We start from the raw sequence: 15,354 nt of genomic DNA, 5'->3' as shown, positions 1-15,354 counted from the left end.
ACACCAAGCCGCCGGAGGCGACGGTCAAGCTGCTCGAGTCCGGCGCCGCGCCGCTGCCGGTCGGCAAGGGCGGCGAGCTTCAAGCTGTCGCGCAAGCCCGGCGCGTCCTACAAGGTCCTGGTCGAGGCGCCGGGGTTCGATCCGAGCGAGGTGCCGCTGACCTTCAGCGGCGAGGCGTCCGACAGCGCCGAGGTCGTGCTGGTCAAGGCCAAGGGCCCGACGCCGCCGCCCGACAACGGCACGGTGACGCCGCCGCCGAACAACAACACCGCGACGCCGAAGCCGCCGGCCGACAAGCCGAAGCCGCCGGCCGACAAGCCGAAGCAGAAGGCCAAGACCGCCGAGCTCAAGATCGGCAGCGCCCCCGGCCGCCCGCCGGCCACCGTGTGGGTCGACAACCAGAAGCAGGCCAAGCCGACGCCGGTCGTCGTCATGGTCGCGCCCGGGTCGCACACCATCAAGTGGAAGTACCCCGACGGCAAGACCGAGACCCGCAAGATCACCGCCACCGACGGCGCGCAGGTCATCAAGGGCACGCCCTGAGCGACGATCCTGCCCGAACGCGCAGGTCCTCGCGGACATGTTGAAACGGACAGGACCCGAAGGCCATGGCCTTCAGGTCCTGTGCTTTCGGGCAGGGAGGCGGAGAGCGAGCGAGGATGCGTGCCCTGGCGCTTCGGACAGCTCGAGACGACGGCCTGACCTGCGTGACCGCTGGCGCCTGGGCGAGTGCGGCCTCAGGGTGTCGCCACCGCGCGGGGCCTGGCGCTTCGGACAGGTCGAGAAGACGGCCTGGACCGGCGCGACCTCCGGCGCGCGGGCGAGTGCGGCCTCAGGGCGTCGCCGCCGGCGAAGGGCGACGCCATGCGGGGCCTGGCGCTTCGGACAGGATCGAGAAGACGGCCTGGACCGGCGCGACCTCCGGCGCGCGGCCTCAGGACGTCGCCGCCGGCGACGGGGCGAGGGCGCGCGCGGGACCTGGCGCTTCGGACAGGTCCGGGCTCGTCCCGACGCGGACGAGCGTCCGGGCGTGGCCGTCCGCGGCAGACCCCTGGGGGTGGGCCTGAAGGACTCTGGTCAATCGGACATGGCCTGGGGGCCAGTGCCTTCGGGGCATGTCCCCAGGGGCATGCGCAGACGTCAGCGGGACAGCGCCTCGGGGCAGGCCTGCAGCGGGCCCGCGATCACGCCCTCGGCGGTGGCGACGCCGTCGCGGCGGAACTCGTTGCAGGGGTCGTCGTCGTCGTCGCCGCGGACCACCACCGTGAAGCGGCACACCCCGTGGTCGTCGGGGTTCTGGTTGTGCGTGATCAGGTCGTAATGGTGCGCGTGCGGCGTGGTCTGCACGAACCCGAGCGCGATCCACATCGGGTGTGCGGTCCATGCCGTCAGCGGGTAGGCGCCGGGGATGTCCGTCGCGCCAGGTGTGCAGGCGCCGCCGGCGGCGTCGCTGCAGACGATGTCGAGGCTCGGAGTGAAACCTGTTTCACCGCCCGCGGGCGCGCCCGGCGGGTGCGGGCAGCGGTGCGGGGCCTCGGCGCCGTCGTCGGTGAAGCTCGGCCGGCGCTCGTGGTAGTAGGCCGCCGTGGCGTTGAACAGCTCGCCCATGACCGTCACGGCCTCCGTGTGACGCTCGTGTCGCTTGATCGCCGCATGCTCGCGCACCGCCAGGGTCGCGAGGATCGCCGCGATCGCGACCACGAGCAGCGAGTCGAGAGACGACAGACCCCGGCGCGCGCGACCGGAGCGTGGTGGGGGAGGCGGGCGATGGGCGTGGGGGGACATGTTCGCGTCGGTGGGTCGGCCGAAGGCCAGCCGGAGGGGAGGGCTGCTGGGTCTGTCGGCGTGACACGCGGCTCACCTGGGCTGGCCGCTGCACTTCCTAGGTAAACTCTATTCAAAATCGATCACACTCGGCTCCGATGCAAGGATCCAGATTCGCACAGATATCTTGGGGTATCTCGCGCGCTCCTGTCCGGTGACCTCAAGGATGCGCGATCCGGCCCGCGTTTGGGTCGGGCTTGCGCAGGACGGCGAGCAAGTGCGCGCCGAACTGGCGCAGAAAGCTGTCGCGGGCCCACCACTCACCGGCCGCCAGGACTCTGCCGAGCAGCGGCCACGAGAGGATCCGGGAGATCGGCACGAGCACCCGGATGCCGTACGTGCGCACGAGCTCCAGCTCGCGGGGGGCGAGCTTGAGCAGGCGGCCGAGCGAGTCGTAGCGGGTGACGTGGTGGTCGCCCTCGACGAGCACGCCGCCGGCGGCGACGATCGTGATGGGGTGGCGGATCCCGTGGGCCAGGCCACGGAGGCTGCGCGGGTTGTTGATCTCGAGCAACAAGAGGCCGCCCGGCGCGGTGACGCGGACGGCCTCTCGCAGCAGCGAGCGCACCAGCGCCAGCGAGCTCTCCTCGTCGCGGCCGAGGTGCGGCAGCGTCCGCAGGCAATACACGGCGTCGTAGGTCGCGTCGGCGGCCGGAATCTGCAGCGTGTCACCGTGTTGGTCGAGCTCGGCGAGCGGCGCGACCGAGACCTTGCTGGCGGCGCGGCGGACCCATTGGGTGATCTCCGGCGCCCCGTGGCCGAGGTCGAGGACGCGGCGGCCGGCCACGTGGCGGAGCACGGCCTCGCCCGTGAGGGCCTGGGCCAGCTCACTGGCCCCGGAGACCGGCTCCGTCATCGCCGGCACGGGAGCACCCCACCAGGTCTGTTCGCTGGACAGCGGAGGCGGTGCGGCCGCGCCCTGGCGGTCCTTTGCGCCCGACGACCGTGGATTCGTTGACCCGCTCACAGGCTCCATGGTACCCCTTGGACCCTCGAAGGAGCCTCGATGCCGACCAAGATCCTCGCGATCGACGACAGCAAGACAATGCGCCTCGCCATCAAGATCACCTTCGCGGCCGAAGACTATGATGTGGTCGCGGTGAGCAAGGGCTCCGAGGCGGTCGCGCGCGCCAAGCAGATGCCAGCGGACGTGCTTATCGTCGACGCCGCGCTCGCCGCCGGCGAGCCCTCGGGGTACGAAGTGGTCAAGGCGGTGCGCGCCGACCCCGACACGGCGCACATCCCGGTGCTCCTCCTGGTCTCGAATCAGGTCGGCATCGACGAGGCCCAGGTCCAGGCCTGCGGCGCCAGCGGGGCGATGACCAAGCCCTTCGACACCCAGGAGATGCTCGAGAAGGTGACCGCCCTCGCGCAGGGCAAGTCGATCACGAGCGGCAAGACGGTCCCGAAGGCCGCGCCCGCGCCGCAGGCCGCGGCTCCGGTTCGCCCGGCCCCGGCCGCCGCGCCGTCGCCCGTGGCCGCCGCCCCGACGCCGGCCGCCCGTCCAGTCCAGGCTCCCTCGACGCCTCCGGCCGCGGCGCCCAAGCCCGCTCCGGCGGCGACCCCCGCGGCTGCTGCGCGGCCCGCGGCGACTCCCGCCAGCAGCGGCAACAAGAGTTCCCGGCAGCTTTCGCCTCAGGAGAGGATATGGCCAGCAAGATCCCGATCGCGACCCCCATCCCGTTCGCTCCCGCCGATGCGCCGACCGCCGGCATGCTCAAGCGCCTTCAGGCGGCCGGCGGGGCCGGCACCGGTCTCGACCCCAAGGCGGTGCAGGCGCTCCTGTCGCTCAGCCGTGACGTGATCGAGCAGGTCGTCTGGGAGGTCGTCCCGGACATGGCCGAGCAGATCCTCGCGCGCGGGCAGCAGGCCCGGCACTGAGCGCCGTCCCGGGAGGTCCCCGGATCTCAAGTTCGATGGCCGCCTCGCGCGATCTGGATCGCTCCCAGATCGATGCGTGGCGGCTTTGCCGTGTTCGCGGTGCAGGTCCACGCCGCGACGAAGGTGCGCAGTCGCCGAGTCGTGACAGAGTCTCGGCGCGAATGGGCCGAATGAGTGCGACTGAAGAAGATGCCGCCCCGACGAGGGCCGGAGGGAGCATGGAGAAGCTCAACAGTGTCTACGAGCCGCAGGCCGTCGAGTCGCGGCTCTACTCGTGGTGGCGCGACGCCGGGTACTTCCAGCCGGCGCCGGGCGAGCAGCCGACCTTCACGGTCGTGCTGCCCCCGCCGAACGTCACCGGCCGGCTGCACATGGGCCACGCGCTCACGGCCACCATCGAGGACACGCTGGTCCGCTGGCGCCGGATGTGTGGTGAGGCGGCGCTGTGGCTGCCCGGCACCGATCACGCCGGGATCTCGACGCAGGTGATGGTCGAGCGCCAGCTCGTCAAGGAGGGCACCAGCCGCGAGCAGGTCGGGCGCGACGCGTTCATGCAGCGCGCGTGGGAGTGGACCCGCGAGCACGGCGGCATCATCGATCGTCAGCACGAGGCCCTCGGCGCCTCGCTCGACTGGTCGCGCTACCGCTTCACCCTCGACCCGGTGTCGTCGCGCGCGGTGCGGGAGGCGTTCGTCCGCCTCTACGAGGACGGCCTCGTCTACCGCGCCTTCCGCCTGATCAACTGGGACTGGGCCAGCCAGACCGCGCTCAGCGACCTCGAGGTCGAGCACCGCGAGTCCGACGGCTCGCTGTGGCACCTCGCGTACCCGGTCGAGGGCTCGGACGACGTCCTCGTGGTCGCGACCACCCGGCCCGAGACGATGCTCGGCGACACCGCGGTGGCGGTCCACCCCGACGACCCGCGCTACCGCCACCTCATCGGCCGGCGCGTGATCCTGCCGCTGACCGGGCGCAAGGTGCCGATCGTCGGCGACCCGATCCTCGTCGACATGAACTTCGGGACAGGCGCCGTCAAGGTCACGCCGGCCCACGACTTCAACGACTTCGAGGTCGGCAAGCGCCACGACCTCGACCTCGTGGTCGTGATCGACAAGCGCGGCAAGCTCAACGAGAACGCCCCGGAGCGGTTCCGCGGGCTGTCGGTGGCCGAGGCGCGCGAGGCGGTGGTGGCCGCGCTCGCCGAGGCCGGCGCGCTGGTCAAGGTCGAGCCGCACAAGCTGAACCTCGGCTACTCGCAGCGCACCGGCGTGGTGTGCGAGCCGCTGCCGTCCGACCAGTGGTTCGTGCGCACGAAGCCGCTGGCGCAGCCGACGATCGACGCGGTCCGCAGCGGTCGCACCAAGATCCTGCCCGAGCACCGCGAGGGCGACTACTTCCGCTGGATGGAGAACATCCACGACTGGTGCATCTCGCGACAGCTGTGGTGGGGCCACCGGATCCCGGCGTGGCACTGCGCCGCGTGCAGCAAGATCACCGTCGGCCGCGAGGACCCGACGGCGTGCGCCCACTGCGGCTCGACCTCGATCGAGCAGGACCACGACGTGCTCGACACGTGGTTCTCGTCGGGCCTGTGGCCGCTGACCTGCCTCGGCTGGCCCGACCAGACCGCCGACATGCAGCGGTTCTACCCGACCGGGCTGATGGAGACGGGCTGGGACATCCTGTTCTTCTGGGTCGCCCGCATGATGATGTTCGGCATGTACTTCGGCGGCGACGTGCCGTTCCGGACCGTGTTCCTCCACAGCATGGTGCTGGGCGAGGACGGGCGGAAGATGTCGAAGATGCGCGGCAACGTCGTCGACCCGATGGAGCTCATCGAGAAGTACGGCGCCGACAGCCTGCGCTTCTACCTGTCGACGATGGCCGGGCAAGACCAGGGCATCGTCTTCAGCCGCGCGCGCGTCGAGGGCTACCGCAACTTCTGCAACAAGCTGTGGAACGCGGCCCGCTTCGCGCTGATGAACCTCGAGGACTTCGGCCCCGAGGAGCTCGCGGCCTACCGCGCGCAGGTGATCGAGAAGGCCGACGTCGGCCCGCTGGCGATCGCCGACCGCTGGATCCTCGCGCGCGCGCTCGAGGTAGCGATCGCCGTCGACGACCTGTTCTCGCAGTACCGCCTCGACCTCGCGGCCCACACCGTCTACCAGTTCGTGTGGTACGAGCTGTGCGACTGGTACCTTGAGCTGGCCAAGAGCAACCTCCGCGAGGGCGCGCCGCCGGCCGATCGCCGGGCGACGCAGGGCACGCTGGCGACGGTGTTCGATCTGGTGATGCGGGTGCTGCATCCGATCGTCCCGTTCATCACCGAGGAGATCTGGCAGCGCCTGCCGCGTCCTGCCGACGCGCCGGCGAGCTTGATGCTGGCGGGTTTCCCCCGCCCGCGCACGCGCGACGGCGAGAAGGTGCTGGAGCTCGATGGGCCGGTGCAGCGCGTGGGGGCGATCCTCGCCGAGGAGGGCACGCTCCGCGCCCGCGAGGACATGACCGCGCTGGTCGAGCTGACCACGGCGGCGCGCAGCCTCAAGGCCGAGTTCAAGCTGCCGCCGGCGAAGCGCGTCGAGGTGCTGGTGCGCAGCGAGGACCCGGAGGTGCGGGCCCGCGTCGCGCGGCTGCACCCGCTGGTGGTCCACCTGGCGAAGCTGCAGCAGCTGCGGCTGATGGAGCCGCACGAGGTGGCGCCCAAGGAGGCGGCGACCGAGGTGGTGCGCGGCGCGGAGGTCATCCTGCCGCTCGCCGGTCTGGTCGACTTCGCGGCCGAGCGCACGCGCCTGTCGAAGGACCTGGAGAAGGCGCGCAAGGAGGCCGACGGCCTGACGGCGAAGCTGCAGAACCCGGGCTTCCGCGGCAAGGCGCCGGCGGACGTGATCGCCAAGGGCGAGGCGCGGCTGGTCGAGCTGCGCGACGATCTCGAGCGCCTGCAGGCGACGCTGACGCGGCTCGGCGGGTGAGCTGCGTGCGGTCATGTCGACAGGCTGCTAGCCTGTCGACATGATTCGTTCAAGCCTTTTATTATCGATAGTGGTGGCACCGTCGGCGGCCTGCGGGACCGAAAAGAACGACGCGACCGTTACCAGCGAGACGGGTGATACAGGAGCCACGGGTGAGCCCGATACCGGCGCGACCGGCACCAGCACGACGGGGAGCCCGACACCGGCGACACCGCGCCCACGGGCACGACGGGCGAGACGTCGCTGCTCGAGACCTGCGTGTTCGACCCGCCGTGCGAGCACGAGATCGGCCCCGACTTCACCGACTCCGAGCAGCAGGTGTACGACGGGCTCCTGTGCGCGTGGACGCGGCTGCGCGACGCCGCTCCCTCGCGCGTCGACCTGACCTTCGGGGGCGACGAGCCGACCAGCCTGATCCCGCTCGGCGACCCGGACCGCTCGGTGCTGGTGGTCAAGAGCGCCGGCGGCGAGACGGTCCAGCGCTGCACCCTGGCCGAGGAAATGTTCTTCCAGACCTGCATCGACGCCGGACCGGAGGGGCTGGGCGAGAGCTGCGCGTTCGGCTACGGCTGGTATGACGACTGCGTCGACGAGCCCTCGCCCGTCTGCCCGGGGTGATCGCGTACTCGTGGACATGCGCTTGAAGGCATGTCCATGAGGACATGGCTCCAAGGGCATGTTCTTCAAGACATGTTCGGAGCGACATGTCCACGAGCGCTGCGACCGTCACTCGGGCGGCGCGCAGCCGACCTCGGCGCGCGGCGGGTCGTCGGCGTCGGCGCGGGCGGCGATGAAGGCGCGCAGGCTCCCGGAGTCGGTGGGGAGGGTGTCGCGCCAGCGGAGCACGCGGCCGTCGAGGTCGACGGCGACGACGCTGCGGCCGTCGTCCTCGATGGCGAGGACGAGGAGCTGCTTGAGGCCGCGGAGGCGGCGGAAGTCGCGGCGCGGGGCCAGCGGGTCGGGCTCGTCGCCGATGTCCCACAGCAGGACGTCGCCGCCGGTGACTGCGACGGCGACCCGGCTGCCGTCGCGCGAGACCGCGACCAGTCGCTCGACGAGGTCGGGCGGGACGAGCTCGATGCGCAGCTCGTGGCTGACGCTGTCGAACACGCGGAGGATGTTGTCGCGGCTGACCGTGACGATCCAGCGGCCGTCGTCGGACACCTCCACTTCGCCGACCTGCAGGCGATGCCCGCGCAGCTCGCCGAGGCGCCGGCCGTCGAGGTCGACGTGCTCGACGTGATCTTCGGCCGCGAACACCAGCTCGCGCGTGCCGGGGATGGCGACGGTCACGGCGATCCGGTGACGCACGCGCAGGAGCTCGCGCAGGCCGGCGTCGCCCTCGTGGCGCAGCAGCTGACCGTACGGGCCGCCGATCACGAGCGCGGGCTCGCCCGGGAACAGCAGCGTCGGCGGCGAGCCCTCCACGCGCTCGAGCTCGCGGACCGGCTCGCGCGCGGCGAGGTCGACGAGCAAGATCCGCCCGTCGTCGCACGCGACCGCGAAGCGCGGCCGCGAAGGGTCGACGCCGGTGCGCATGCCGTCGCAACCGGGGCCGACGGTGGTGCGCAGCGCCACCGCGCCGTCGGGCAGCGAGATGGCGAACAGCTCGCCGGCCTCGTCGAGGGCGAGGCCGTGGCGGCCGTCGTGGGCGAGCGCCAGCCGCTGGATCGGTCGCTCGATCGGGATCGCGGCCACAGGTCGCATGCGCGCGGTGTCGACGACGTGGAGCCGAGTGGCGCCGCCGAGCAGCACGCGGCCGGCGGCCGGCGCCATGGCCACTGCGTTGCGCGAGATCGGCTCGGGCGCGACGTACTGCTCGCGCGCGAAGGCCGAGGCCGGCCACACGAACACGCGCGGGTCATTGCCGACGGCGGCGATCCAGCGGCCGTCGGGCGAGAACTGGGCGTCGATCATGTGCGCCGGCACGGCGAGCGGATAGGAGGTGGCGGTGGCGAGGTCCCAGATCCCGACGCGCGCGTCGCCGCCGACCGAGGCGACCTTGGTGCCGTCGGGCGAGAAGCTGCCGCGGCGGATGTAACCGCTGTGCGGGGCCAGCAGGTCGCCGCGATCGCGGACGAGGTCGTAGTGGCGCAGGTAGGTGGTCGAGGCCGGGGCGATCAGCTGATCGGAGGCGGGGGAGAAGCGGATCTCTCGCAACGAGCCGAGCCACACGTCGGAGGGCGCCTGCGGCCAGACGAGCCGCCGCCCGGCGCCGGCGCGGGTGTCGTACAGCCACACGCTGCCGTCGGCGACGGTGCTGGCGAACCATCGCCCGTCGAGGGAGACGCCGCCGGCCTGCTGCATGACGACGTCGCCGGCGCGGACGACGGTGCGCGCGCCGGTGGTGAGGTCGTGGAGGTAGGCCTGGTTGGTGTCGACGTCGATGCAGCCGATGTGCTTCGCGGTCCACGGGACGGAGTTGGCGAAGCAGCGATCGATGACCTCGCCGGCGCCGGTGTCGAGGTCCCAGCGGCGCAGGGCGAGCGCGTCGTCGGCGGTGTAGAGGCGGCGGCCGTCGGGGCTGAAGACGACGTTGCGCACGCCGTCGGTGTGGCCGAGCAGCACCTGCGGCTCGCCGCCGTCGAGGTCCCACACGCGCACGGTGTGGTCGCGGCTGGTGGACGCGACGCGGCGGCCGTCGGGCGAGAAGGCGGCGCGCCAGACGTCGCTGGTGTGGCCGGCGAAGACGCGAGATGTCCCGGAGGACATGTCCCAGACGCGCAGGGTGCAGTCGTCGCTGGTGGTGGCGAGGAGGTCGCCGGTCGGCGAAAAAGCGGCGCGGCTGATCGCCGCCCGGTGGCCGCGGAGGACCCGCGGCAGGCCGCGCGCCTCGAGGTCGGCGGCGATCTGTCGGGTGCGCCGCCAGTCGGCCGCGGGCGAGAGGTTGTCGAGCAGGCGCAAGGCCTCGATCGGGTCGCTGTCGAGGACGAGGCGAGCTTGCTCGAAGGACAGGTTGTCGGCGCGCCGCTCGGCCTCGACCTGGGCGGCCTGGGCCCGCCGCTCGGCGTCCTCGGCGAGGTCGCGCGCGCTCTCGGCGAGGTCGCGCTGCTCCTTGACCTGGCGGAAGCTCAGGGCGGTGACGCCGACGATCAGCGCGACGCTGACCGCGGCGAGCCCGAGCAGGGCGCGGTGGCGGCGGACGAACCGACGCACGCGCTCCCACGCGGTGTAGCGGTGCGCGCCGACGATCTGGCCGGTCTGGAACCGCCGCAGGTCGTCGGCGAACTCCTTGGCGCTCGGGTAGCGGGCCCCGCGGTCGCGCGCCATCGCCTTGTCGACGATCGCCACCAGCTCGTCGGGGGCGTCCGGCTCGCGGCTGCGCAAGGGACAGGTGACTCGTAGACGGTCTTGTAGATCATCTCCATGGCGTTGCCGGCGTCGTGCGGCAACTGCCCGGAGAGGACGTGATAGAGGATCGCGCCGAGGGCGTAGACGTCGGTGCCGGTGTCGACCTCGGCGCCCTCGGCCTGCTCGGGTGACATGTAGCCGGGCGTGCCGATGACCGCGCCGACGAAGGTGAGGTCTTTACCCGGGGTGACGGGGGTCGGTTCGCCGGCGGCGAGGTCGGCGACGTCGAGCTCCTTGGCGAGGCCCCAGTCGATGACGACGGTCTCGCCGAAGGCGCCGACGAGCACGTTGTGCGGCTTGAGGTCGCGGTGGATGATGCGCTGGCTGTGCGCGTAGGCGACGGTCTCGGCGATCGCCAGCACGTGCGGGAGCAGGGCCAGGCGCGCGGCGAGGGTCCTGGCCTCGGCGATGACCTTGTCGAACGAGCGGCCCGAGACCAGCTTCATGGCGAAGAAGGGCTCGCCCGTGGGCCAGCGACCGGCGGCGTAGACCGGGACGATGCCCGGGTGCTGCAGGCGCGCGGTCAGGAGGACCTCGCGGACGAACCGCTCCTCGTCGACGGAGCGGCCGCGCACCAGCAGCTCCTTGAGCGCGACCGGGCGATCGAGGCTCGGGTCGTGCGCGCGCAAGATCCGTCCGATCCCGCCCTGCGCGAACTGGCCGGCGATCACGTAGGCGTGGCGATCGATCTGCGGCAGGCGGCTGGTCGCGAGCGTCCGCGGCACCACGGGCGTGGGCGCCTCCGAGGGCGGCATGGTCACGAACTCTTCGCCGACCGGCGGCGTGGCGACGCGGGTCGGCAGCGCTGCGCTCGCGGACAGCGTGTCGTCCGGGCGCTCGGGGCTCATGGCACGCGCGGCGCGAGGAAGCTGGCGTCGAAGGCCAGCGGCAGGAGATCGCGGACCCGGGAGCGCATGGGCGCCGTTCGTGGTGACGAGCACGAGGTCGGCGTCGGCGGCGAACTCGAACAATATCTGGCGGCACGCGCCGCACGGCGGGGCAGGGACGTCGGCGCCGGTGACGACCGCGACGGCCTCGATCGCGGCGGCGCCGTGGGTCAGCGCGTAGAAGAGCGCGACCCGCTCGGCGCACAGGCCGAGGGTGTAGCTGGCGTTCTCGACGTTGGCGCCGGTCCAGAGCGTGCCGGCGGCGTCGCGCAGGGCGCAGCCGACGGCGAAGCCGCTGTGCGGGCAGCGGGCGTGCCCGCGGGCCTCGACGGCGGCGGCGACGAGCGCGGCTTCTTTTGGATCAGTTGCCGTCATCCATCACGTCTTCGATCTCTTCGATCTCTTCGACGAGCTCGGGCTCGGCCTTGGTGAGCTTGGGGATCACGAGGCCGCGCGGGTTGGTCTCGACGAACGACTCGGTCTCGTCGGTGTCGACGTCGACGCCGACGTCGGCCTCGGTCTCGCTGACGTCGACGACCATGGTGCGCTCGCTGTTGTCGCCCATGGCGTGGGCGAGCTGCGACTGCGAGTCCTCGAGGCGGCGTCCGAGCTCGGTGGCGAGGCTCCACAGCAGCTTCGAGGCGAGCGCGTGGTCGCGGCGCATCAGCTCCTGCAGGTCGCGGCGGCCGATCTTCAGCAGCTTGCCGTTGGCCTCGACGGTGATGGTGAGGCGCGCGGTGTCGGTGCCGACGAGGTCGGTCTCGCCGAGCAAGGTGCCGGCGTTGACCGTGGCGAGGTGGTTGCCGCCGCGCGAGAGGGTGGCGCGACCGTCGAGGACGACGAACAGGTCGCCCGCCTCCTCGCCCTCGCGCGCGAGCACCTCGCCCTTGTGGCAGGCCTGCACGCGCGAGATGTTCATCAGCTTGCACAGCTGCTGGTAGGTGAGGCCCTCGAACAGCTGGACGCGGCGCAGGGTCTCGACGGTGAACTGCAGCTGGGCGACGCGCGTGGCGTCGCCGCGGACCTGCACGGCGAGGGCGGTGACGTTGTCCTTGCCGCCGCGGCTGTTGGCGAGGTCGATGAAGCGGCCCGGGATGTCCTCGATGTTGGAGAGCGCGAGGTTGCTGGCGATCTCGGCGTCGTCGAGGTAGTCGTAGAGGCCGTCGGAGCACAGCAGGAACGCGTCGCCCGGCAGGATCTCGAAGTCGAGGATGTCGACCTCGACGTGCTCGTAGACGCCGACCGCCCGCGTCATCGCGTTCTTGAAGTTGGCGTACGGGCTGACCGCGAACTCGTCGGCGCGGACCTTGCCGCTGCGGATAAGCTCGTTCATCAGCGAGTGATCCTCGGTGAGCGGATAGACCACGCCGTTGCGGCTGAGGTAGATCCGGCTGTCGCCGACGTAGGCGATGAAGCCGCGCTGACCGATGATGAGCAGCGCGACCACGGTGGTGCCCATGCCGCGCTTCTCGGGCTCCTGCTGGGCCTTGTGGTAGATCTGCGCCGAGGCCGAGTGAACGGCGTACTCGAGCAGCGTGCAGAGCTCCATCTGCGCGGTCGCGTCGAAGTCGCCGATGCGCGTCAGCAGGTCGCGCTCCCGACTGACGACGTCGCGGATCGTGTGGACCGCGAGCGCGCTCGCCACTTCACCGGACGCGTGGCCGCCCATGCCGTCGGCGACGATGAAGAGGTTGAGGTTCTTGTCGATGAGGAAATTGTCCTCGTTGTGCGACCGCTTTCGCCCGACATCGGTCGCTGCCCAGTGCTTGATCTCCATCGCCATGGACCTCATCGCGGCCGGACCTCAGGGCTCCGGCGCCGCTGCCGAGAATACGGCATCGAGCGGGCGCTGGGCGGCGTCGGCTCCTGCGAGCCTGGCGGCGAGCGCGTCGAGATCGCTCTGGCCGACCGCGGCCCCGTCGAGCCATACGCCCTCCGGCAACGCGGTGATGCCTCCAGGCCCCCGCTCGAGCTCGGGTTCGCCCAGGTCACAGGTCTGCGCTTCGGGCGCCTCGTCGAGCCGGGCGATGAATTCGGCCGCGGCGGCGCTCCGCGGCTCCCTGCGAGCGCCTTCGCCCTCGCGCGCGAGGATCCGCAGGTACTCGAGCTGCAGCCCCAGCCGCTCGGCCACGCAGGTGCGCACCCGCAGCTGCCGGGCGCCGGTGTTGGTCCCGCGGGCGATGACCTGCACGGCCAGGACGCCAGGGTTTTGCCGACGAAACTCGAGAACAGGGGCGAGCAGCGAGAAATGGGGTGCTCGTCGTGCTCGGCGAACACGACGAGGCGATGGGGGAGGCCGACCCCACCGACCAACATGCCCGCCTGCACCGGCGGGCGCATGAGGCGCTGGCTGACGCCGCGTCGCGGGGCCACGAGCGGGCGCGCCGGGGGTCGATTGGCGCGCAGCCGCTGGGCTTCACGGGCCAGCTCGCCGCGCACGCGCTCGAGGCCGGGACCGTCCTCGAAGGCCGCGGCCTGGCCGACGAGGAAGATCGGCGGGCGACCGAGGTAGCCGCCCGCGGCCTGGTGCAGGCGCTGGAGCTCGGCCTTGCCGGCGCGCATGGCGACGTCGAGGCAGCGATCGTCGACGATGGCGGCGAGATCCTCGGGACGCAGCCCGAGCTCGCCGGCGAGGACGGCGCGGGCGGCGGGATCGGCGAGGCGGACGGCGAGGCGATCGCGGCCGTCGCGGTCGAGCACTCGCAAGGCGGCCTCCTGGCGGCCGCGGGCGCCGGCCCCGAGCAGGAGGCGGAAGATCCGGGTGTCGCCCAGGTTCTCGACCATGCCGGTGGCGACGGGGATGACGCGCACGCCGACGGCGCCCTCATGATCGGCGACGAGCCGCCGCAGGTCGAGCCACACGCCGAAAGCAGTGGAGGCGAAGGGGTCGAGGAAGGCGGAGATCGCCAGGGGGGCGTCGACGGGGCCGACGTGCAGGGCGAGGGCCGGGCAGTCGTGGGTGCGCGCGGCCGGTGCAGTGAGGAGCACGGCGGCGAGCGCGGTGGCGAGGAGCACGCGGGGACTGTGACCCGCCGCGGCGGTTTGTTCAAGCCGGGGCGGAAGACGGCGGCGCCCAGCGAGCGCCGTGGGGGCATACGGAGGTGCCTTTCGAGCGCCCTGGGCCGGCCGCGGCGACGTTTGTCCGAGGCGGGCACGAGACGAGGCGACGCGAGCGGTCAGCCGGTCGCGGCCTTTCGCGCGCCCGGGGCCGTGGTAGTCTCGCGGCCCGTGCTGCGCGTCGCCTTGCATGTTTTGGTCAGTGGGTCGCTCCTCGCCGGCCCGCCCACCACGCGCGAGTACACGGGCGACGACGCGGTGATCGATGCGCCGGGCGCTGGCGGGGCGACGCCCGCGGGTCCCGAGGCGCCGGGCGCCGAGACGACGCCCGCGGTGCCGGAGCCGCTGCCTGCCCAGCCGCCTGCGGGTGCGGTGGCGCCGACCGGAGCGCCGATGTCGACGGAGGGCACGAGCTCGGCGAGCGCGACGGCACCGTCGGCCTCGACGCCGGAGACGACGACGCCGCCGGTGCAGCCGGAGGGGCCGGCCGAGGATGAAGAGGACGAGGACGAGGTGCCCTACGACCCGCTCGTCGACAGCCCGGAGGCGCAGCGGGCCCGCAGCTGGGTGCGCAGCGGGGCGGTGTTCATCGGCATCGGTGCGGTGCTGACGGGCGGCGGGATCGCGATGTCGCAGGCCAAGGTCAACACGCTGGAGCAGCAGGAGGCCTGCGATCCGCGCCAGGACCACGCTGGCAACGGTTGTCTGGAGCCTGCGCGAAATCGCGCCACGGCCGCGCTGCTCATCCCCGGGGTGCTGCTGCTGGCCGGCGGGATCGCCATGCTGACGGTCGGCAAGCTGCAGCAGAAGCGGCTGCGCGCCGATCTGCGGGCCAGCCGGCGCGAGGTGGTGCTCGGGCTGCAGTGGGCGTTCTGAGGCGGGCTTGAACCTGTTCGTCGAGCCAGGTCACCCGGACGCGGGGGCGCCCTGTTGCCGGTCATGGCGCGCGCGCTGGCGGCGATGGGCGCGGAGGTGGTGATCGCGGCAGGCGACGACAACCTGATCCGGGCCCGCCGCGCGGACGACCCGGGAGACAGGCCGTTCGTGGTGGTGGCGGCCGGCCTGCCGAACCTGGTCCACGAGTTCGCCCACGCGATCCAGGCCGGGCGCCTGGCCGACGACCACGGCTTCGACTACGGGCTGATCCCGCTCGACCTGCGGGCCGGGGAGCAGCGGGCGCTGCTGTGGGAGGAACTGGCGTGCTCGGTGCTGTCCTGCGCCTACGCGCCGGCGGGCGGCGACGTCGATGCGTGGTTCAAGGAGCAGGTCGAGATCCAGGGGGTCTTCTATGGGGTGAGCGAGGGCGCCGAGTTCGCGGCGCTGGTCGACGCCACGCGCGCGGCGCATCCGGCCGAGCTGCCGGCCACGGTCGAGGCGGCTTACCG

13 protein-coding genes and 1 pseudogene are annotated in these 15,354 nt (G+C 72.3%); 6 read left to right on the top strand and 8 right to left on the bottom strand.

From position 1 onward, the window contains the following. Window positions 1–150 precede the first annotated feature (150 nt). The gene (locus tag OV079_RS14230; protein WP_267769002.1) at window positions 151–543 is read left to right on the top strand and encodes a hypothetical protein; all 393 of its coding nucleotides are present in this window, start codon (window positions 151–153) and stop codon (window positions 541–543) included. Between the two features lie 597 nt (window positions 544–1,140). On the opposite strand, the gene OV079_RS14225 is transcribed toward OV079_RS14230, so the two are convergent. Further along, complete coding sequence (locus tag OV079_RS14225) at window positions 1,141–1,701, bottom strand: hypothetical protein (protein WP_267769000.1); 561 nt, start codon at window positions 1,699–1,701, stop codon at window positions 1,141–1,143. Between the two features lie 283 nt (window positions 1,702–1,984). Continuing rightward, the gene (locus OV079_RS14220) at window positions 1,985–2,680 is read right to left on the bottom strand and encodes a class I SAM-dependent methyltransferase (protein WP_267768997.1); all 696 of its coding nucleotides are present in this window, start codon (window positions 2,678–2,680) and stop codon (window positions 1,985–1,987) included. A 150-nt stretch (window positions 2,681–2,830) separates the two neighbouring features. Between OV079_RS14220 and OV079_RS57875 the strand changes: the two are divergent. Next, a pseudogene (locus OV079_RS57875) lies at window positions 2,831–3,124 on the top strand (response regulator); the annotation flags it as partial. On the opposite strand, the gene OV079_RS14215 reads toward OV079_RS57875, so the two are convergent. Further along, window positions 3,091–3,213, bottom strand: coding sequence for a hypothetical protein (locus OV079_RS14215; RefSeq protein ID WP_267768994.1), 123 nt, complete (start codon window positions 3,211–3,213; stop codon window positions 3,091–3,093). The pseudogene OV079_RS57875 and the gene OV079_RS14215 overlap by 34 nt on opposite strands. 258 nt (window positions 3,214–3,471) lie before the next feature. Between OV079_RS14215 and OV079_RS14210 the strand changes: the two genes are divergently transcribed. The 3 genes from OV079_RS14210 (at window position 3,472) to OV079_RS14200 (ending at window position 7,292) form a co-directional block, all read left to right on the top strand. Further along, window positions 3,472–3,705: a hypothetical protein gene (locus OV079_RS14210; protein ID WP_267768991.1), complete on the top strand. Its 234-nt coding sequence runs from the start codon at window positions 3,472–3,474 to the stop codon at window positions 3,703–3,705. A 218-nt stretch (window positions 3,706–3,923) separates the two neighbouring features. After that, window positions 3,924–6,674, top strand: a complete 2,751-nt coding sequence (locus OV079_RS14205) for a valine--tRNA ligase (RefSeq protein ID WP_267768989.1) — start codon at window positions 3,924–3,926, stop codon at window positions 6,672–6,674. Between the two features lie 258 nt (window positions 6,675–6,932). Next, a complete protein-coding gene (locus tag OV079_RS14200; protein WP_267768986.1) occupies window positions 6,933–7,292 on the top strand; it encodes a hypothetical protein in 360 nt (119 codons plus the stop codon). 108 nt (window positions 7,293–7,400) lie between these two features. On the opposite strand, the gene OV079_RS14195 is transcribed toward OV079_RS14200, so the two are convergent. From OV079_RS14195 to OV079_RS14180, 4 genes are read right to left on the bottom strand one after another with little or no spacing between them, the layout of a single operon-like run. Further along, window positions 7,401–9,830, bottom strand: a complete 2,430-nt coding sequence (locus OV079_RS14195; RefSeq protein WP_267778541.1) for a WD40 repeat domain-containing protein — start codon at window positions 9,828–9,830, stop codon at window positions 7,401–7,403. Next, window positions 9,767–11,287, bottom strand: coding sequence for a cytidine deaminase (locus OV079_RS14190; RefSeq protein ID WP_267768984.1), 1,521 nt, complete (start codon window positions 11,285–11,287; stop codon window positions 9,767–9,769). The genes OV079_RS14195 and OV079_RS14190 overlap by 64 nt, the downstream gene beginning before the upstream one ends. After that, window positions 11,274–12,704, bottom strand: a complete 1,431-nt coding sequence (locus OV079_RS14185) for a protein phosphatase 2C domain-containing protein (protein ID WP_267768982.1) — start codon at window positions 12,702–12,704, stop codon at window positions 11,274–11,276. The genes OV079_RS14190 and OV079_RS14185 overlap by 14 nt, the downstream gene beginning before the upstream one ends. A 12-nt stretch (window positions 12,705–12,716) precedes the next feature. Beyond that, complete coding sequence (locus OV079_RS14180; RefSeq protein ID WP_267768981.1) at window positions 12,717–13,043, bottom strand: hypothetical protein; 327 nt, start codon at window positions 13,041–13,043, stop codon at window positions 12,717–12,719. Between the two features lie 131 nt (window positions 13,044–13,174). Between OV079_RS14180 and OV079_RS14175 the strand changes: the two genes are divergently transcribed. Beyond that, window positions 13,175–14,845, top strand: a complete 1,671-nt coding sequence (locus OV079_RS14175; protein ID WP_267768979.1) for a hypothetical protein — start codon at window positions 13,175–13,177, stop codon at window positions 14,843–14,845. A 30-nt stretch (window positions 14,846–14,875) separates the two neighbouring features. Here OV079_RS14175 and OV079_RS14170 read toward each other — a convergent pair whose 3' ends face one another. Next, window positions 14,876–15,316 carry a hypothetical protein gene (locus tag OV079_RS14170; RefSeq protein WP_267768977.1) on the bottom strand — a complete coding sequence of 147 codons (441 nt, stop codon included), beginning with the start codon at window positions 15,314–15,316 and terminating at the stop codon, window positions 14,876–14,878. Between the last annotated feature and the right edge of the window lie 38 nt (window positions 15,317–15,354).

The organism is Nannocystis pusilla (assembly GCF_026626665.1).
GTDB classification, from domain to species: Bacteria; Myxococcota_A; Polyangia; order Nannocystales; family Nannocystaceae; genus Nannocystis; species Nannocystis pusilla.
This window is presented reverse-complemented; position numbering and strand designations above follow the sequence as displayed.